We start from the raw sequence: 18,694 nt of genomic DNA on the forward strand, positions 1-18,694 counted from the left end.
ACGTCGGCACTCCCGCGGCCGGAGACCGGGCCGGACACCGCGCCGCCCGGCGCGGCCGGCGATGCCGCGACGCGAAAGGACGCACCGTAAAGCGGTGCCGATCGCCTGCTCGACCGCACAGGCGCGCGTCCATCCGGACACGACGCCTCGCACCTGTGCCCGCCACGCGGTGAGCACGGGTGCGGGGCGTCGTACGCGTGCCCGCCACGCGGCGGGCGCCGGCCTGCGCCCAGGAGAGAGCCCCGTCTTCGAAACACGCCCTAGAAGCCCGGTCCGTGCGGAGAAGACGCGGGTGACGGCGACGCCGCGTCCAGGCGGACCGGTTCCGTGCCCACCGCCGAGACCAGGGCACCCAGGCGACGATCCGTCAGGTCCGTGAAGTAGAGGTCCCCGAAGCGCAGCGGCGTCCCGTCCGCCCGGCCGTCCAGCGGGAGTTCCGAGAGATCGAGACGGCCGAGCGTGTCCAGATCCGTCCTGCCGATCTTGATCAGTGCCTCCTTGCGGACCCACTGACGCAGGAAGGCGCGGCCCGGGTCCGCGTCCGCCGCCACCAGGGCACGCTCGACGGGGGTGAGCGCACGGTCCATGACCCCGGGGCCGTGGACGCGTCCCAGACGCTCCACGTCGACGCCCACCGGGACACGGCCGGCGGCCGCGGCCACCACGCCGTCGGTGTGGGACAGGCTCAGATGCACGTCGGGACGGCCCGCGAGCAGCGGCCTGCCGTGGCCGGTCCCCTGGCACGTCGGGCAGCGCTGGGCGAAGGGCACCTCGTCCGGGGCGACGCCCAGCAGCCGTCCCGCGCAGAGCCGGACCAGGACGTGCGCGGCGAGGAAGTCCCGGCGGGCCGGCTCCCGGCGGAACCGCGCGAGGCGCCCCCGTTCCCGGGCGTTGAGCAGGTGCGTCCCCGCCGCCGGATGCCGCAGCACCTCGTCGGTGCCCGCCGCCACGGCCACCGGGCCGTCCGTGTCAGCCATCTTCGCGGCGCGGGTCGCCGTCAGCGGCCGTCGGCGCCGGCCAGGACGCGGTCCACCAGTCCGCCGACGGTGACCCCGGCCAGTTCGGCGCGACGGATGTTCACGCCGTACTCGCGTTGGACCGTGACCAGCAGGTCGGCGAGGTCGAGCGAGTCGATCTCCAGCGTGTCGATGACGGTCTGTGCGGAGGTGTCCTCCTCCGGAATTCCGAGGGCGACGAGTTCGGTGCGGAGCAGCCCGTGCACGGACTCCGCAGTCACCTCAGTGGACTGGGACATGGAGTTTCTCCTCATGGTTGCGCGGAAAGCGAGCCGCGGGCGATCTGGATGCGCTTTCACACTCTCTCCAGTCGCACTCGACAAATCCTTGAACGGCACTGGAAGAATCCTTGATGAATTCCCGAACAATGCTGGAATCGTGCTCATGAGTAGACGGGGAGAAGTGTGCTTCATCGGAGTGAGCGGGGGAATCCGGCCCCCGGGTTCGAGGGGTGTGATCCCGTCCGCCAACTGTCTGGGACTTGCTGTGAGCTGCGTAAATTCTGCTGTGGGCAGGGTTCGGACGGACCAGGAAGAGCATCCGAAAGCGGCCCGTACGCGCGGTCGCGGCGAGGCGCCGGCCTTTCTCCGATCTTCGATTTTTTCCACTGTGGCACCGGCTCGCCCCGGTGTCCAGATTCAGGCCGGAGGCGCGGAAGGCCCCTCGGGGAGTATTGCCCGCACCGATCGGCCCGCGTATTGTCGGTGCAATGCATGATGACGTCGTAATCACAGGCATAGGCGCGCTGACGCCGGTCGGAAATGGCCGGGAGAGCAGCTGGGAAGCGATCGTGGCGGGCCGGTCGGGCGTCGGGCCCATCACCGCTTTCGATCCCACAGGAATGGACACCCGGATCGCCGCCGAAGTGAAGTCGTTCCGGCCTTCCGAGCACTTTGACGCCAAACGCACCCGGCGCATCTCCCGGTTCACGGCGTTCGCCGTCGTGGCGGCGCGCGAGGCGGTGGCCGACGCGAAACTGGACATCGACGACGACAACCGGGACCGGGTGTCGGTCGTGGTGAACGCCGGGGCGGCGGGCTTCGACACCATCGAGGCGGCGACCAGGCTGCTGGTCGACGGCAAGGAGCCCAGCTCCTACTTCGTCCCCTACTCGCTGACGAACATGCCCGGTTGCGAGGTGGCGATCGACCTCGGCGTCCACGGTCCGGTCAACGCCAACGCGCTGGCCTGCGCGAGCGGCCTGTACGCGCTGCTGGACGCGCGGCGGCTGATCCTCTCCGGCGAGGCGGACGTGGTCGTCTGCGGCGGCACCGAGGCGGTGATCACGCGGTCCTTCATGAACGGCCTGTCCACCCTGGGCGCGCTCTCCCGGCGCAACGACGACCCCACCCGGGCGAGTCGACCCTTCGACGTGGACAGGGAGGGCTTCGTGCTGGGCGAGGGGGCGGTGATCATGGTCCTGGAGTCCGCCGAGCACGCCCGCCGGCGCGGGGTCACCCCGTACGCCGTCGTCAGCGGGGGCGCGTTGACCTGTGACGCCTTCCACGTCACCGCCCCGCACCCGGAGGGCGAGTACGCCACGGCCGCGATCAGGACCGCGGTGCAGCGGTCCGGGATCGCGCCCGAGGACCTCGACTACATCTGCGCCCACGGCACCTCCACCAAGGCCAACGACCGCACCGAGTCGAAGGCCATCCGCGCGGCGCTCGGCGCGGCGACGGACCGGATCGCGGTGAGCGGCCCGAAGTCGAGCGTCGGCCACATGGTCGGCGGCGCGGGCGCCCTGGGCGCGATGCTGTGCGCCCTGGCCATCCGGGACGGGGTCGTGCCGCCCACGATCAATCTGGACTCGCCCGACCCCGAGTGCGACCTGGACCATGTGGCCAACGTCGCGCGGCGGATGCCCGTGCGCACGGCGATGGCGAACGCCTTCGGGTTCGGCGGCCAGAACTGCGTCGCGGTGTTCAGCGCCCCCGAGGCCGCCTGAGAGGACGTCCCGGCCGCCGGGTCCGGCGACGCCCCGGCGCCCCGGGCCCGCCGGCCTCCTCCTCACCCGGCGGGCCGGACCCACCGTCCGCGACCGCCCGGACCGCGGGCCGCGCTCGTCCGGCCCTGCGAGCCGGTGCGGCCTACCGGCCGTCGCCCGCCCGCAGCCCACGCCGCCGGCCCCCGGCGCCACGCCGGCCCGGGGAGCGTCGACTGCCGCTCGCCGCAAGCCCGTCGGGGCAGTGAGCCGGGCCGTGGGACGGCCCGCGTATCCCCCGCCGGGCCCGCCCGGGACCACCCGGCGGCTGAGCAATATCAGAGATGGACGAACGGCCTGGAGACCACATGCTTGTAGCCATGTATGACAGGAGCACCGACGATCCGGCGGCCCCGGCGGTGCGGCCATGACGGCCGGGCCGTTCACCGCGACCGTCGTGGGCGGCGGCATCGGCGGACTGGCCGCGGCGGCGGCACTCGCACGGAGCGGCCTCGAAGTGACGGTCCTCGAACGCGCACCGAGCTTCGAGCCCGCGGGCTCGGGCCTGATGCTCTACCCGAACGGCGTCGCCGCCGCGGACGCCATCAGCAGCCGGCTCGGCCGGCGCATCCGCGAATCCGGGCACGTGATCCGGCCGCATGAGCAGCGCCTGCTGCTCAGCTCCTCCGGCCGGATCCTCGCACGCGAGAAGATCGGCCGGCTGGGCTGGCCCGACGGAACTCCGCCCATCTCCATCCTGCGCACAGCCGTGCAGGACGCGCTGGTCGACGAGGTCTCCGCGGCCGGTGCCGAGGTCCGGATGGGCACGGTGGTGTGCGACTACGCGACGGACGGCGGCCCCGTCTCCTTGCGGCTGTCCGACGGCAGCACGCACTTTGCGGACCTGCTGGTGGCCGCGGACGGGATCTGGTCGGCGGTGCGCGAGCAGATGCTCGCGGACGGGCCGCCCCGGTACTGCGGTTACACATCGGTGCGCAGCCACACACCGGGCGACTGGCCGTGGCCCCAGGGATTCGTGGCCAACGGGAACGGCGTCCAGATATTCGCCGCTCCGGTCGCCGACGGCACGCTGTACTGGACGGCCAAGATCACCGCGCCGCCCGGAACCTGGCGGCCGCTCGGCCCGGAGGCGGCGCAACGACGGCTGGGAGAGCTGATCGCCGGGTGGCCCGCCCCGATCGTAGGGCTGATCGCCGGCAGCGACCCCGCCGACGTCGCGGTCACCGACGTCCACGACCGTGACCCCGTGTCGCGGTGGGTGGACGGCCGCGTGGTCCTGCTCGGCGACGCGGCGCATCCCATGGCCCCCGCCCTCGGGCAAGCGGCCAACATGGCGCTCGAGGACGCCGTCGTCCTCGCCTCGGAGCTGCGCACGCACGTCGTGGACGGCGGCCGCGGGGACTTCGGCACCGCGCTGCGCGCCTACCAGCGCCAGCGGGTGGAACGCACCACCCGGGTGGTGCTCCTCTCCCGCCGCCAGGGCCTGCTGGACCAGGGAGCGGGCAAGGCCCGGTCGCTCGTACGCAACACCGCCATGAGTCTGCGCCGGCGCAAGGACGCGGCGCTCCACGACATCACCCGGTGGGCCGTCCCGGCCTCCGCGGCGTGACCCCGCCGACGTCTCCAGCCACACGGCCGGGAGGACACGATGAACAGGCAACGACGATCCGGCCCGGACCCGTCCCGGCACGGCACCGACGCACGGGCGGGCATGGTCCTCGCCACCGGGCTCAAGACCGGCCGAGGGCGGCCGGATCCGGCCGCGGAACCCGACCGGCCGAAGCGGTACGGACCGGCGGAGCTGATCCGTCTGCTCGCCGAGGACGTCCGCACCGTCGTCGAGCGTGACCCGTCCATACGCACGGTCGCGGAAGCCCTGCTGCATCCGGCACTGCCCGCCCTGGGCGTCCACCGCGTGGCGCACCTGCTCCACGAACGAGGCGCCCGGCTGACGGCGCGCGCCCTGATGACGTGCGCCCGGGCGCTCACCGGTACGGAGATCCATCCCGGTGCCACCCTGGGCCGCAGGGTCCTCATCGACCACGGCGCGGCCGTGGTGATCGGCGAGACAGCGGTGGTGGGCGATGACGTGACCATCTATCACCAGGTCACCCTCGGAGCGGTCGGCTGGTGGCGGGACAACCGCAGGCTGCCCGGGGAACGGCGCCACCCCGCCGTCGGCAGCGGTGCCGTGCTGGGCGCCGGCGCCACCGTCCTGGGACCGGTGGACATCGGCGACCGAGCGGTGATCGGGGCACAAGCGCTCGTCCTGACGGATGTACCGGCCGACACCCATGTGGTGGCTGAGAAGGCGGTGCGGAAGGCGCATGGCGCGCTGCCGAAGACAGCGTGGATGCCCTGACCGGCCGGCCTGTTCCCCGTCATCTCGTCCTCACCCCGGAAGAAGCGGAAGCAGCGAAAGCAGCGGAAGAAGCGGAGGAAGCGTGCAAGCAGATGCGACGGTGCTTCTCGTCGGCGCCACCGACCGTACGGTGAGGAAGGCGAAGGACCTGGGTCTGCGTGTCCTCGTGCTCCAGCACCCGGAGAGAGTCACGCAGGCGCCGTGTGAACCGGCCGATGTCGTCCGGGCCGTGGACTACACGGATCCGACCGCGCTGGAGGCGGCGGCCCGCGAGCTGTGGAGCACTACGGGATTCACCGCCGTCGTCTCCCTCACGGAGCCCGGCCTGGAAGGGGCGGGCCTGCTCAACGACGTGTTCTCGCTGGGCGGCACCGGGCTGGAGACCGCCAGGTGCTTCCGGGACAAACTGGCCATGCGCCGTCGCCTGGCCGCGGCCGGCGGCACAGCGGTCACCGTCGCCGCGGCGCCGCTGACGACCCGCCGTGACCTCGACGAGTTCGCCGACCGGCACGGTTACCCGTTCGTCGTCAAGCCGAGGAACGGCACGGGCAGTTACGGGGTCTTCCGGGTCACCGGCCCCGAAGCGGCGGACAGGGCGTGGGCCGCGGTGGGCGCGCTGAACGGGCATCCCATGGCCCGCACGACCATGCCGTTCTCCGTCGACGGTTTCCTGATGGAGGAATACGTCGACGGTCCTCAGTTCAGCGCGGAATCCCTCAGCTTCGACGGCCGTCACGTGGTCGTCGGAATCACCGAGACGCATCTCGCCGTTGACAGTTTCGCGGCCTTCTCCCACGCCATGCCCGCCCGGCTGGACGGCGCCGACCACGCCCGCGTCCTCGACGCCACGAGCCTGTTCCTCGATGCGATGGGGCTGCGGGACGGGCCCGCGCACACCGAGTTCAGGCTCAGCGAGCGGGGACCGGTGGTCATAGAGTCGCACAACCGCTTCGGCGGCGGCGCCATCAACGAACTCGTGCGCGGTGCCTACGCGATCGACCTGGAGACCTACGCGCTCGGCTGGCCCTTCGGTCTGGTGCCCGAGCTCTCCCGGCCGCCGCGGGCGCGGAACGCCGCCGCGGTCCGCTTCCTGGTCGGCGGCCCGGGACGGGTGGAATCGATCACAGGGGTGGAGGACGCGCGAGCGGAGCCCGGTGTCCTCACGGCCGAGATGTGGGTCGAGCCGGGCGACACGGTCCGTCCGGTCGAGGACTCCTGGGACCGCCTGGGGCTGGTGGCCGCCACCGCGGACACCAGCGAGACGGCGGTCCGTCTCGCGGGCCGGGTCCTGCGGGACACCATCCGGATCCAGGTGCGAGGCGAGGACGGCGTCCTGCGGCCCGCACGCCTCGCCGTCCCGGACGAGGCTCAGCGCCGGCCGGCCCACGGCGGGTCCGCCGTCCCGGTGGCCGCAGCGGACTGATGCCCGCCCGCACGCGCCCGCACGCGGCCGCCGAAGGCGGCGCGAACGCGGTGCAGAAGCGCCCCGGGCCCGCCTCCTGACGGGCCCGGGGCGCTTGTGCGCCGAGCCTTTCGCCCCCTTCGCCACCGCGGCTGACCTGACCGGCTCCTACTGCTTCGGCGGGGTGCTCGCGGCGTCGTCCGCCGGGCCGGGGACCGTCGTGGCGCGCAGCAGGCCGCGCACGAGGGCGATCCGGTGGTCCGTCTCCTGCTCCGACGCGGCGTCGATCACCACGTGGCCGTGCCGGCTTCCGGAGTTCTTGATCTCGGGGACCGTGTCGCCCGGCGTGAACGGGAACTTCAGCTCGTGCACGAAGGGGAGCGCGCGGATGGCGTCCAGCCCCTCCACCGAGACGAGCCGTCCGGGACGGAGCTGGAAGAAGGAGACGCAGCCCACCCGGTGGGCGGTGTCCACCTGGACCGGCTTGCCGAGGAGCGCGCGGAAGATGGCCGTCTCGATGTCGAACCCGGAGGCGAGCGCGATGGCCCGGTGGATCCGGTCGCCGGGGGCGCGGGTCTGCGACTCGACGATCCTCGGGCCGTCCGGCGTCAGGATGACCTCCGTGTGCGCCGGTCCGAACCGGTAGCCGGTCTCGTCCAGGAACCGGAGGACCAGGTCGGTGACCGCCGCCCGGTCGGGTTCGGCCAGGGACGCGGGATGGACGTGCCCGATCTCGGTGAAGCCGGGCGGCGGCGTCTTCCGCTTGGCCGTGACGCCCACCACGTGGTGGGTTCCCTGACCGGTCAGCGTCTCGACGCTGAACTCGGGCCCGCGCAGGTACTCCTCGAGCAGCACGGGACCCGTGTAGCCCTGGTCGGCGAGCCGGTCCTCCCAGTCGTCCATGTCCCGCGCCTCGTGGATGAGCCGTACGCCGCGGCTGCCGGAGAGCAGGGCGGGCTTGGCCACGACGGGCAGTGCGAGCCGCGGCAGCAGCGCCCGGGCCTCCCGCGCCGATTCGGCAACGGCGGTCCGCACCGGTGACAGACCGCGGTCGCGCAGCAGTTGCCGCATCGCCGTCTTGTCGTTGATGACGCGCAGCGCCTGCGGCGGGTTCGGGGCGAGCCCCAGCGCGTGCGCCTCCTCGCAGACGGGGAGCTGGGTGTCCTCGTTGCCCAGGTGCAGGACGTGTGAGACGCCCAGCCGCGTGGCCGTCCGGGTCACCAGCCGGCGCAGCCCGGCGACGTCCCGGAAGTCGGTGAACAGCAGTTCCTCGGAATACCGCGCCACTTCGTCCCGGTGGTCCTGCGGGATGCGGTCCGGGTCCCAGATGGAGAAGACCCGGAAGCCCTCCTCGGTGGCCTTGCGCACGTACGCGCGCCACGGCATCACCATGAGGATCTTGTCTGTCATCGCTGCGCTCCATTCACTTGTGCGGTGAGCGGGCCGCCGTACTCCGTGCGGCCGGAGGGCCGGTCACGACGGCGGACCCGCGCCCGCGGGCCGTCGGCGGACGAGGCGTGTGCCGGGAGGATCTCGGTGCCGCCGGCGACGACGCTCCGCGCCCGCGGCCGTGCGCGCCGGCGGGCCGGGTGCCGCGTCCCCCGGCGGACCGCCCTCACGTCTGCTGCGCGCTTTCCTGGGCGACCAGGGCGGGCTGGGCGGCCGCCTGTGCGTCGCGCACCCGGAAGAGCGACCGGTACAGAAGCATCGCGCCGGCCCCGAAGACCCCGAACAGCACGCTCATCCCGACCGCCGGGACCAGCACGCCGATGGTCACGCAGAGCGAGCCGACGATCATCCCCAGCTGCACGTTGATCTGGTACACGGCCATGTACCTGCTGCGGTCCTCCACGGGCACCAGATCGGCCAGCAGGACCTGCCGGATCGGCACCGACATGATCTCGCCGATGGTGAGCACCACCGCGGCCGCGAGCAGCAGCCAGGGGGCGTTGCTCGCCCCCCACACCATGTATCCGGCCGTGAAGAGGCCGATGCCGCCGAAGATGCGCTGCCGGTCGGACAGGCGGCGGAACAGCCAGGCGGCGAACAGCGCCAGACAGACCACGATGAGGGTGTTGGCCGCCCGGAGGATGCCGAGCATCTCGACGCCGTCGACGGTCGGCCGCCACCCGCCGACGGCGAGCAGTTGCCGCCGGCCGAAGTCGTCGCTGAGGCGCACGGCGATGTAGTACGAGATCTGGATCTCGATGCTCCGGATCAGCAGGGCGGACAGGATCAGGCGGGCGAGGACGCTGTCGCGCACCGCGGCCATGTAGCCGTCCAGCAGCGTCTTCAGCCAGCCGCGGTCCCCTCCCGCGGCCGTGTGGCCGCGCGGCGCGGTCTCGCTGATCGCGACCAGGGTGACGAGTGCGATGACGCTCGCCAGCACCGCGGCGCCGGCGAGGAGGTAGAAGAAGTACCGGCCGTAGACGAAGCCGCCCACGAGGGAACCCATGAGGAACGCCAGGTTGATCGACCAGTAGTTGATCGTGTAGATCTGCGCCCGCGTCTCTTGCGTGGACACGTCCACCATCATCGCGTCGTTGGCGGGGACCGCGATGCCGAAGAGGCTGGTGCTCAGCAGATAGCAGCAGAAGGTCGCCGTTCCCGAGTGCCACCACGGAGAGTTCGCCAGCGCGAGCAGCACGAGGGCCGCGGCGCTGCCGGTCTCGCCGACCAGGAGGGTGGGGCGCCGGCCGAGGGTGTCGGACATGTGGCCGCCGACGAACGTGCACCCGACGACGGCGACGGCGATCGACAGGGTCATCAGGCCCGCCGTGGCCGCGCCGTACAGGTGCGAGAAGTGGATCACCATCAGCGGGGCGAGCATGATGTCCAGGAACTTCCGGACGAACCCGACTCCGATGCGCAGCTTCAAGTTCCGGTGTACGTCGGCGGTGATCATGTATACCTCGAAATCCTGGTCGGGCGGTGGGGGGAGCCGGTGCCCCGGGCCGGTGCCGGCGGGCCGGACACGCCGTTCAGCCGGCCCGGCCCGCGGCCGGACGGGACGTGGGGAGCGAACGCAGATCCGGCAGCGCGAGCAGGACCGGCGGATCGGTCGGCCTGCTCGGGCGCAGGCGCAGCGACACGCTCAGGACCGTGTGCGGCCCGACCGTGACCGCCTCGCGCCGGTCCACGAACAGCAGTGGGCGGGGGCCGTGGTCCAGGCCGGTGGCGCGCGCGGCCGCGACGGCGTGGACGAACCACGTCCCGGGCGGGACGTTCGGCAGGACGCAGCGCAGGGGCTGGTCCCCGGCCGCGTCGATGATCCTCGCGGCGACGGGCGGGCTCTGGAGGATGGGGGACGGGAAGAACCCCACGTACGCCCGCAGGCCTGAGCACCCGCCGGGAAAGGAGAGGGTCACGGTCGCCGTACCGCGTGACGCGTGCACGTGGTTCTCCGGCGGGAGAAGATCGAGTACGGTGCCTTCCCCGAGATGACGGAACTGGCTCGGCGGCATGCCGACACTCTGGGTGAAGTAGTTCGTGAACGACCCGAGGCTCTGATATCCCACGGCCGACGAGATGTCCGTGATGGTTCTCGTGGTATTGATCAGCAGGCGCTTCGCCTGATGGATGCGTACCGCGGACAGGAATCGGCCAGGGGTGACGCCGGTGATGTCCCGGAATGTGCGAGCGAAGTGGAAGCGGCTGAGCAGGGCGCATTTCGAGAGTTCGTCCAGCGAGACCGGCTCGCTGTACCGCTCCCAGATGTACGCGATCGCCCGTTCTATGGATTCGCGGGGGGTGCCCTCGTGGACCTCCGGCGCTGCCCGGCACCTGGCTGCTGTCACGACCGACATTCTGCGCCGCCGCGATATCGCTCCGGTCGAGCACGGCTCGAGCACGGCTCGAACCGGGGTGGGCCGGGCCGCGGCAGACCGGGTGTCAGCAATATGGGATATGGCTCGGACTGTGCGCCCGGCGCACGCTGAGAAGCATGCGAGGCGCCCGTCATCCCCGCCGGCGGAAGCCGTCGGCGTGAACGAGACGGCGGAGAGGAATCCTGATGGACGAGGTCCGGAAGATTTTGGCGCCGGTGGTGGACGAACTGCTGAAGCCGTTCAGCCAGGTCGCCGAAACCGAGCTGCAGAGCATGGCCGCCATTCATGAACGATATCCAGGAATAGCCAGATTCCGTGAACGGCTCGGGGACACGCCGCTCATCGAGGTCCCGTCGGCCCCCGGTGGCGCGACCATTCTCGCGAAGTGCGAATGGGGAAACCCGGCGGGGTCGCTGAAGGACCGCGTGGCCTACGCGCTGGTGTGCGACGCCATCAGGCGCCACGGGGACCGGCCCGCCGAGGATCTCCGGCTGGTGGAGTACTCGGGCGGGAACCTGGGGCTGGCGCTGTCCTGTCTGTGCGCGGAGGCGGAGATCCCGCTGCGTCTGGTCGTGGCGTCGTTCACGTCCGAGAGCGTGCTGGACACGTTGCGGTCCCGGGGGACCGCGGTGGACATCGCCCCGCAGGAGGAGGGCTTCCTCGGCACGATCAGGCAGGCGCTGCGGATCGCGGACACGGGCGACTCCTGGCAGCTCCTTTTCCAGCACGTCAACCCCGCCAACCTGACGATCCATCAGGCGACCACGGGCACCGAGATCGTGAAGCAGCTGGCCGGCCGCAAGCCGCACACCTGGGTCGCCGCCATCGGTACGGGCGGCACCCTCATCGGCGTGCTGAACATGCTGCGCGCCGTCAATCCCGGCGTCCGCGCGGTGGGTGTGACGCCGGCGGAATCCCCCTACGGGCACGGCGGGGCTCCGGCGACACCCCAAGGACTGTGCGGCACCGGTGGACTCGGGTACGGCCTCAAGCAGCCGTTCGTGAAGGCGTACGAGCACCACGTCGCCGCGCACCGGCAGGTCTCCTATCCGGAGGCGCTGGAGGGGGCCGCGGAGTTCTACAGCCTCACCGGCACCCGGATCGGCACCTCCGCCTCGGCGAACTGGCTGGTCGCGCGCGAGATCGCCGCGCAGCTGCCGTCCGACGAACTGGTGGTCACCATGTTCGCCGACGCCGGAAATCCCGAACAGTGGAAGGCGATAGGCGCATGACCACGTCCGCGGGGCAGCCGGGGAGTCCTGAACACGTCCTGGGTCAGTTCCGGGACATCGCGGTCGGCCCGACCAGGTTCATGACCGTGTACGCCTGCTACGAGCTCGGCCTCCTGGACCACCTCCGGAAGAACGACGGCACCGGGGTGTCGGCCGCGCACCTGGCCGAGGCGGCCGGCGTCCGGCCGGACGCCGTCGAGCAACTGCTGCACCTGCTCGTCAAGGAAGACCTCGTCATCCACGACGAGAGCGCCGGCGGCTACCGGGCAGGCGGCCTCGCCCGCCTCTCCGAGGACGAGTTCGCCCGGGCCATGCGCCTGATGACCATGATCAAAGAGGTCTGTCTGCGGCAGCTCTACCACCTGGCCGACAGCGTGCGGACGGGAAGGGTGGTCGGCCTGGAGGAGATCTTCGGGTTCCACGGCAACCTCTACGAGGCGTGCGCCGAACACGAGCAGCTCCGTACCGCGTGGTCCGCGATGATGGACCAGACGACGTCCCTCATCGACCCGTGGTTCTTCGAGAACGTCGCCATCGAGCACGGCAGCAGGGTGCTCGACCTGGCGGGGCACACCGGGCTGGGCGCGATCCTGACGTGCGAGCACAACCCGGAGAAGAACCTCCAGGTGGCCTGCTTCGACTTTCCGGAGAAGCGGGACGATGCGCTGGAGAACTTCCGTGCGCACGGTGTCGAGGAGTCCTGCTCCTTCATCGGCGGCGACGTGTACGACGGCCTTCCCGAAGGCTTCGACGTCGTCCTGGTGAAGCATTTCCTGGATCAGCTCGGCAAGGAGAACGTGTTCCGGGTGCTGCGCGCCGTGTACGACTGCCTGGAGCCCGGCGGGCGGATCTACGCCCTGGTCCCGACCTACCCGGAGAACGTGAAGGACTCGAGCCAGGCGGACTTCTTCCCGGCGTACTTCCTCGGCTGCAGCACGGCCGAGGGTGGTCCGCAGAAGGTCTCCACCTACCGGCAGTGGATGGAGGAGTGCGGTTTCACCGCCATCGAGACGATCACGCACGAGGCGGACCTGCGGCCTCCCGAGATGATCCATGTGCACAGCATTCTCTGCGGAGTGAAGGAATAGCCGGTGAAAAAGCGAATCCTGCTGGTGCACAGCCGGTCCGGTCCGCCCCTTGATTTCGCGCTGCCCCGGCTGGCCGCCCGCGGAGAACTCCACGTGCTCGCGTTCCGGCCGCTGCCGGCCGGGGCGGAGGCGTTCTGCGCGTCGGTCGTCCCCGCCCACGAGCGGCGGCTGAAGGGGGACGAACTGGTCGACGCGATCGTGGAGGCGGCCCTCCGGGTCGGTGCGGACGCGGTGTGCGGCCTGTCGGAGTACACGGTGGTCCCGGTCGCGCTGGCGGCCGGACGGCTGGGCCTTCCCGGCCCGGGCCCGGGTGCGGTGTCCTCGCGCGACAAGCGGTTGATGCGGGCCGCCTGGGAGAAGGCCGGGGTGCCGCAACCGGCGTACCGGACGGTGACCTCGGCGGCGGACCTGCGCCGGGCGTTTCGCGAACTGCGGCCGCCGCTGCTGCTGAAGTCGGCGTGGGGCGCCGGCTCGACCGCGCAGCTCGTCATCTCCGCCGAGGAGCAGATCGGCCCGGCGTGGCAGGAGGCGTCCGCGGTGATGAAGGCGGCGGACGCGGCGAACGTCCTCATGCTGGAGGTCCCGGGCGCGGAGGACGACTTCCTCGCCGAGGAGATCATCCCGGGGACGACGCGGTCCTGGTGGGAGGAGGGAAGCGGCTACGGCGACTACCTGAGCGTGGAGGGCATCGTCGTCGAGGGTGTGTACCACCCGGTCTGCATCACGTCGAGGCTGCCGACTATCCCGCCCTACATGGAACTGTGCAACATAGCGCCGTGCGAACTCCCGCTGCCGCTGCAGCGGGCGATCGAATCGGTGGCTCGCGCCGCGGTCGACGCCCTCGGGCTGCGGACCTGCGGCACGCACACGGAGATCAAGTTGATGGCGGACGGGGAGCTGGCGCTGATCGAGTCCGCCGCGCGCTTCGGCGGCGCCGCGATCCTCGCGCAGATCGAGCACGTCTACGGCCTCGATCTGATCGGGATGCTGGCCGACGCGCTGCTCGGGCTCCCGGCCGGCCCGCCCGATTCCATGCTGACCGGGCAGGACGCCGAGGGGGCCGCGTGCACGCTGTCCCTTCTCGCCACGAACGCCGCCGGGGACCCCTGGTCGAAGGACCTGGTCTGGGACAGCCGCGTGGTCGACTGGGCGTCCTTGGTGACACCCGGTTCGAGGATCGAGACCGTGCCGAGCCTGACCGTCCCGGACGGGACGCCCATGCCGAAGTACGAGCGCAGCGGCGGAAAGATGGTACTGGGCGGAGTCCTCTACCTGGAGTCCGCGGATCCCGTGACCCTCGTGCACGACGCGTACGCGGTGCTGAACGGCCTGGAGGACGCACTGGCACGCGGATGGCACGAGCAGGCCGCGCAGGAGTCCGCGACACACAGGGGGGTTGAGTAGATGAGCACGATCGACATCCGGCGCATCGGCGGCCGCATTGGCGCCGAGATCACCGGTATCGACCTGGGCGCCACGATCTCGGATCAGCTGTTCTCCGAGATCGAGCAGGCGTTCCTCGATCACAAGGTGCTGTTCTTCCGCGATCAGGACATCACCGACGAACAGCAGCTGGCCTTCGCCGGCCGCTTCGGCCCGCTCACCCACCGGCATCCGCTGATGCGGACCGCCGAGCAGAGCCCGCAGGTCCTCGTCGTGGACGGGGAGGACCAGCGGGCCAACCACTGGCACTGCGACATCAGCTTCACCGAGACCCCGTCACTGGGCACCACGCTGCGCAGTGTGGTGCTGCCGCCGTACGGCGGAGACACGCTGGTGGCGAGCGGCGAGGCCGGATACCGGGACCTCCCCGCCGAGTTGCGGGAGATCGCCGACCGGCTGTGGGCGGTGCACACCAACCGTGCGGAGCAGCCGCGCCTGGGCACGGAGCGGGGTGAGAAGGTGCGCCGGGCCTTCCTGGCCAAGCGGTTCGAGACCGCGCACCCGGTCGTCCGCGTCCACCCGCGGACGGGCGAACCCGCCCTGTTCCTCGGCGGCTTCGCCCAGCGCCTGGTGGGAATGACCCTCCGGGAGTCGCGGCCGATCATCGACGTGCTGCAGTCCTACACGCTGCGTCCGGAGAACCAGGTCCGCTGGACCTGGCGGCCGAAAGACGTGCTCATCTTCGACAACCGCTGCACGCAGCACTACGGCGTCGACGACTACGACAGCCACCGGCGGCTGCTGCACCGGGTCTCGGTCACCGGCGACGTGCCGGTCGGCCTGGACGGGAAACACAGCTACGCGATCCACGCCGGCGACGGCGACGAGGAAGGGCGGTAGACATGTCGTTGCCGGATTCGTTCGCGCGGCGGCTCCGCGCCCGCGAGCAGCTCACCGGTTACTGGATCTCGTGCGACAACCCCGTCGCGGTCGAACGCATCGCCCGGCTCGGCTACGACTACATCGGGGTCGACGGCCAGCACGGGGTGCTGTCGCAGCCGGGTTGGAACGCCGCGATGATGGCGGTGGACGCGGGACAGCGCGCCGCGGGCCTGATCCGGGTCCCCTCCGTGGACCCGGTCGCCATCGGCGCCGCTCTGGACACCGGAGCCCGCGGTGTGATCGTGCCCATGGTCGAATCGCCGGAGCAGGCCGAGACCGCGGTGCGGGCCACCCGGCACTGGCCCGCGGGGACCCGCAGCCTGGCCGGCCCCGTGCGGGCGCAGTTCCGGCTCGGTGACGTCCCGGCCGAGATCGACGAGGGCGTGGTCTGCATCGTCATGATCGAGACGATGGCCGCCCTGAACGACCTGGACAAGATCTGCGCGACCCCGGGCCTGGACGCCGTCTACCTCGGACCGGCCGACCTGTCCGTGGCGCTCGGCGGACGGTACTTCGGTGATCCCGCGGTGCGGCCGGCCCTGCTGGAGGCGACGAACGCCATCGCCGAAGCCGCACGGCACGCGGGTGTCGCGAGCGGCATCCACTGCATGGACGGGGAGAGCGCGGCCCGGTGGCTGTCGGAGGGTTACACCTTCGCCACCGTCTCCAGCGACATCACCCACCTGGAACAGGTCGCGGCCGCGCACCTGGCGGCAGCCCGTGGGGCGGGGGTCTCGTGAGCGCGGAAGGCCGGATCCACCAGTCCGTCGAGGAACTGGTCGGCGGCACCCCACTGCTTCAGTACCGGCTGCCGGGCGTCCCCGAGGGAGTGCGGACTCTGGCGAAGCTCGAGATGCTGAACCCGCTCGCCAACGTCAAGGACCGGGCGGTGCTCTACATGTTCCGCGCCGCCCAGCGGTCCGGGGAGCTCGCGGAGGGCGGGACGGTGATCGAGTGCTCCTCCGGGAGCACCGGGATCTCCCTCGCCGCGCTCTGCCTGCGGCACGGTCACCGCTGCATCATCGTCATGCCGGACAACGCCACCGTGGAACGGCAGCTGATCCTGCGCAAGCTGGGGGCCGAGATCCGGTTCGTGCCCCATGGCGACGGGCTGCCGGCCGCATGGGCGTACGCGGAGCGGCTCCAGAAGTCCATACCGGGCTCGTGGCTGCCGCACCAGGACACCAACCCCGCCAACGCGCTGGCGCACTACGAGACCACCGGCCCCGAACTGTGGCGGGACACCGCGGGCGAGATCGACGTGCTGGTGTGCGGCGTCGGCACCGGCGGCACGCTGACCGGGGTCGCACGTTTCCTCAAGGAACGGCGTGACGTCCATGTGGTCGCCGTCGAGCCCACCGGGTCGGCCGTCCTCTCGGGAGGCGAGGCGGGAGCGCACTGCATCCCCGGGATCGGGGCGGGCTACGTCTCGGAGATCACGGACCTGGCGCTCATCGACGAGGTGATCGCGGTGTCGGACGAGGACGCGGCCGGCACGAGCCGGGAGATCACCCGGGCCACCGGCCTGCTCGCCGGGATCTCGTCGGGGGCCGCGGCCCATGCCGCCCGTGTCGTCGCCAGGCAGCCGCGATGGTCCGGGGCGACGATCGCCGCGGTGTTCCCCGATTCCGGTGAACGCTACCTCTCGACCGGCGCGGACTGAGGGGCCGGCGGCCGGGTCTCTCCCGCCGCGCGTGCGCTGCGCGGTGTCCTGCGGTGCCCGCTACTCTCAACGCACGTACGACGAGCGGGAGGAGACGGTCACGTGCCTCGGGACGGGTCGGCCGACGGGGAGGTGACCCCGGCGGCCGTGGCCCAGGAACGCCGGCTGCGCCGGGACCTGGGCTTCTGGGGGCTGACAGCCATCGCGTTCTCCAACATCGTGGGCTCGGGGTGGCTGTTCGCCGCGATGTACGCGGCGCGGACGGCGGGCCCGGCGTCCCTGCTGTCGTGGGTGGCGGCGGGCCTGTTGTGCCTCCTGGTGGCGCTGGTGATGATCGAACTGGGCGCGTCCCGGCCCGAGGGCGGTGGCACGGTGCGCTGGCCGCTGTACGCCGGGGGGCGGCTGGTGGGCACGCTGATCGGCTGGTCGGTGCTGCTGTCGGTGGGCGGTACCGCGGCGGAGATCAGCGCGATCATGCAGTACGCCGGGCACTACCTGTCCGGGATCTACCGCGACGGCTCCCTGACCGTCGTCGGTCTCGGCGTCGCGGCGGCGCTGAGCGTGGTGCTGACGGTGCTGAACTGGTTCGCGGTGCGGATGTTCGCGCGGCTCAACAACCTGCTGTCGGTCTTCAAGATCGCGGTGCCCGTCGTCACCGTGGTGGCGCTGCTGGCGTCCGGCTGGCACGCCGGGCGGCTCACCGACCACGGCGGATTCGCGCCGTACGGATACGCCGCCTGTCTGTCGGCCCTCGCCGGTGGCGGCATCGTGTACTCGGTGAACGGTTTCCAGGCGCCCCTGGACTTCTCCGGCGAGACCCGCAACCCGCGGCGCACCGTGCCGGCCTCGGTGCTGACCGGGATCGCCCTGGCCGTCCTGATGTACCTGGCGTTGCAGGTCGCGTTCCTGTTCACGGTGCCGGAGGGCGCGCTCGGGCACGGCTGGCACGGCGTGGACTTCGAGTCGCCGTTCGGCCAGCTGGCGCTGCTGCTCAACCTGCACTGGCTGTCGGTCCTGCTGTACGCGGACGCCGTCGTCTCGCCGGGCGGTTCGGCCTACGTCGGTGTCGCCCTGGACGCCCGGCACACGTACGCACTGGCCAAGAACGGCACGCTGCCGCGCTGGTTCATGACGGTGGAGGCGCGCTCGGGCATCCCGCGCCGAGCGCTGGTGCTGAACCTCGCGGTGATCATGGTGTTCCTGCTGCCGTTCGGCGGCTGGCAGGACATCGTGAGCGTCATGGGGGACATGTACCTGCTGACTTACGCGGCCTCCGCGGTGGCGGCCGCGGTGTTCCTCGCCGATCCGGGCAGCGGCACCGCGGGATGGGTGCCCGGCCTGCGCTGGATCGCTCCGGTGAGCTTCACGGTGGCGGCCGAGTTCGTGTACTGGTCGGGCTGGCACGATCTGCGGCTGGCACTGCCCCTGGTGCTGGCCGGCCTGCTGGTGTTCCTCGCCATGCACCGCACCGCCGGGGCGGGCCGGCCGCTCCTGCCGGAACTGCGCACGGGGGCGTGGCTGGTGGTGTTCCTGGCGGTGCTCACGCTGCTGTCCTGGCTCGGTTCGTTCGGCGGTTCCGGACGGCTTCCGGCGCCCTGGGACTCGCTGACGGTGGCGGCGTTCGCCTTCGCGGTGTTCTTCTGGGCGGTGCGGGCGGGCACCGGCTGGCTGCGGGCCTCCCGGGGGACGGACGGCGGCTTCCTCCCCGGCGCGGCGCCGCCCGAGGGGCCGTCACCACGCCCGTAGACGTGCCGAGTGAGCACCCGACGTCCGCAGCGCCGCGGCGACTTGGCCGCCCGGCGCGCCACAGCGAGCGGCACGACCACTTCACCGC

16 protein-coding genes are annotated in these 18,694 nt (G+C 71.6%); 11 read left to right on the top strand and 5 right to left on the bottom strand.

All coding sequences use genetic code 11. The features are described 5' to 3' along the window. Nucleotides 1–260: 260 nt before the first annotated feature. Nucleotides 261–977 (bottom strand): 4'-phosphopantetheinyl transferase superfamily protein, encoded by a 717-nt coding sequence (locus tag ABZ719_RS28080; RefSeq protein WP_366727963.1) that lies wholly within the window; start codon nucleotides 975–977, stop codon nucleotides 261–263. A gap of 20 nt (nucleotides 978–997) precedes the next feature. Then, the gene (locus tag ABZ719_RS28085) at nucleotides 998–1,255 is read right to left on the bottom strand and encodes an acyl carrier protein (protein WP_366727964.1); all 258 of its coding nucleotides are present in this window, start codon (nucleotides 1,253–1,255) and stop codon (nucleotides 998–1,000) included. A 470-nt stretch (nucleotides 1,256–1,725) separates the two neighbouring features. Here ABZ719_RS28085 and ABZ719_RS28090 point away from each other — a divergent pair, with 470 nt between their 5' ends. The 4 genes from ABZ719_RS28090 (at nucleotide 1,726) to ABZ719_RS28105 (ending at nucleotide 6,746) form a co-directional block, all read left to right on the top strand. Beyond that, nucleotides 1,726–2,964 (top strand): beta-ketoacyl-ACP synthase II, encoded by a 1,239-nt coding sequence (locus tag ABZ719_RS28090; RefSeq protein WP_366727965.1) that lies wholly within the window; start codon nucleotides 1,726–1,728, stop codon nucleotides 2,962–2,964. A 403-nt stretch (nucleotides 2,965–3,367) separates the two neighbouring features. Then, nucleotides 3,368–4,570: an FAD-dependent monooxygenase gene (locus ABZ719_RS28095; protein WP_366727966.1), complete on the top strand. Its 1,203-nt coding sequence runs from the start codon at nucleotides 3,368–3,370 to the stop codon at nucleotides 4,568–4,570. Between the two features lie 192 nt (nucleotides 4,571–4,762). Next, entirely contained in the window at nucleotides 4,763–5,323 is a 561-nt protein-coding gene (gene epsC / locus ABZ719_RS28100; protein ID WP_366728001.1) for a serine O-acetyltransferase EpsC, read from the top strand. An 82-nt stretch (nucleotides 5,324–5,405) separates the two neighbouring features. Then, nucleotides 5,406–6,746 carry an ATP-grasp domain-containing protein gene (locus ABZ719_RS28105; RefSeq protein ID WP_366727967.1) on the top strand — a complete coding sequence of 447 codons (1,341 nt, stop codon included), beginning with the start codon at nucleotides 5,406–5,408 and terminating at the stop codon, nucleotides 6,744–6,746. Nucleotides 6,747–6,893: 147 nt separating this feature from the next. On the opposite strand, the gene ABZ719_RS28110 is transcribed toward ABZ719_RS28105, so the two are convergent. The 3 genes from ABZ719_RS28110 to ABZ719_RS28120 all read right to left on the bottom strand — a co-directional run bounded on the left by ABZ719_RS28110 (nucleotide 6,894) and on the right by ABZ719_RS28120 (nucleotide 10,522). Then, on the bottom strand, nucleotides 6,894–8,135 hold the full coding sequence (locus ABZ719_RS28110; protein ID WP_366727968.1) for an ATP-grasp domain-containing protein: 1,242 nt from the start codon (nucleotides 8,133–8,135) through the stop codon (nucleotides 6,894–6,896). Nucleotides 8,136–8,340: 205 nt separating this feature from the next. Further along, nucleotides 8,341–9,630, bottom strand: a complete 1,290-nt coding sequence (locus ABZ719_RS28115; RefSeq protein ID WP_366727969.1) for an MFS transporter — start codon at nucleotides 9,628–9,630, stop codon at nucleotides 8,341–8,343. Nucleotides 9,631–9,706: 76 nt separating this feature from the next. Next, complete coding sequence (locus tag ABZ719_RS28120; protein WP_366727970.1) at nucleotides 9,707–10,522, bottom strand: AraC family transcriptional regulator; 816 nt, start codon at nucleotides 10,520–10,522, stop codon at nucleotides 9,707–9,709. A 215-nt stretch (nucleotides 10,523–10,737) separates the two neighbouring features. On the opposite strand from ABZ719_RS28120, the gene ABZ719_RS28125 reads away from it, so the two are divergent. From ABZ719_RS28125 to ABZ719_RS28155, 7 genes are all read left to right on the top strand, one after another. Continuing rightward, nucleotides 10,738–11,784, top strand: coding sequence for a pyridoxal-phosphate dependent enzyme (locus ABZ719_RS28125; protein ID WP_366727971.1), 1,047 nt, complete (start codon nucleotides 10,738–10,740; stop codon nucleotides 11,782–11,784). Continuing rightward, entirely contained in the window at nucleotides 11,781–12,872 is a 1,092-nt protein-coding gene (locus ABZ719_RS28130; RefSeq protein WP_366727972.1) for a methyltransferase, read from the top strand. Before ABZ719_RS28125 ends, ABZ719_RS28130 begins: the two co-directional genes overlap by 4 nt. A gap of 3 nt (nucleotides 12,873–12,875) precedes the next feature. Beyond that, entirely contained in the window at nucleotides 12,876–14,276 is a 1,401-nt protein-coding gene (locus ABZ719_RS28135; RefSeq protein WP_366727973.1) for an ATP-grasp domain-containing protein, read from the top strand. After that, nucleotides 14,277–15,155, top strand: a complete 879-nt coding sequence (locus ABZ719_RS28140; RefSeq protein ID WP_366727974.1) for a TauD/TfdA family dioxygenase — start codon at nucleotides 14,277–14,279, stop codon at nucleotides 15,153–15,155. A 2-nt stretch (nucleotides 15,156–15,157) separates the two neighbouring features. Further along, entirely contained in the window at nucleotides 15,158–15,937 is a 780-nt protein-coding gene (locus tag ABZ719_RS28145; protein ID WP_366727975.1) for an aldolase/citrate lyase family protein, read from the top strand. Then, nucleotides 15,934–16,860 carry a cysteine synthase family protein gene (locus ABZ719_RS28150; protein WP_366727976.1) on the top strand — a complete coding sequence of 309 codons (927 nt, stop codon included), beginning with the start codon at nucleotides 15,934–15,936 and terminating at the stop codon, nucleotides 16,858–16,860. The genes ABZ719_RS28145 and ABZ719_RS28150 overlap by 4 nt, the downstream gene beginning before the upstream one ends. Before the next feature lie 102 nt (nucleotides 16,861–16,962). Beyond that, complete coding sequence (locus tag ABZ719_RS28155; RefSeq protein WP_366727977.1) at nucleotides 16,963–18,606, top strand: APC family permease; 1,644 nt, start codon at nucleotides 16,963–16,965, stop codon at nucleotides 18,604–18,606. Nucleotides 18,607–18,694: the final 88 nt, after the last annotated feature.

The organism is Streptomyces sp. NPDC006743, from assembly GCF_040703815.1.
Classification (GTDB): Bacteria; Actinomycetota; Actinomycetes; order Streptomycetales; family Streptomycetaceae; genus Streptomyces.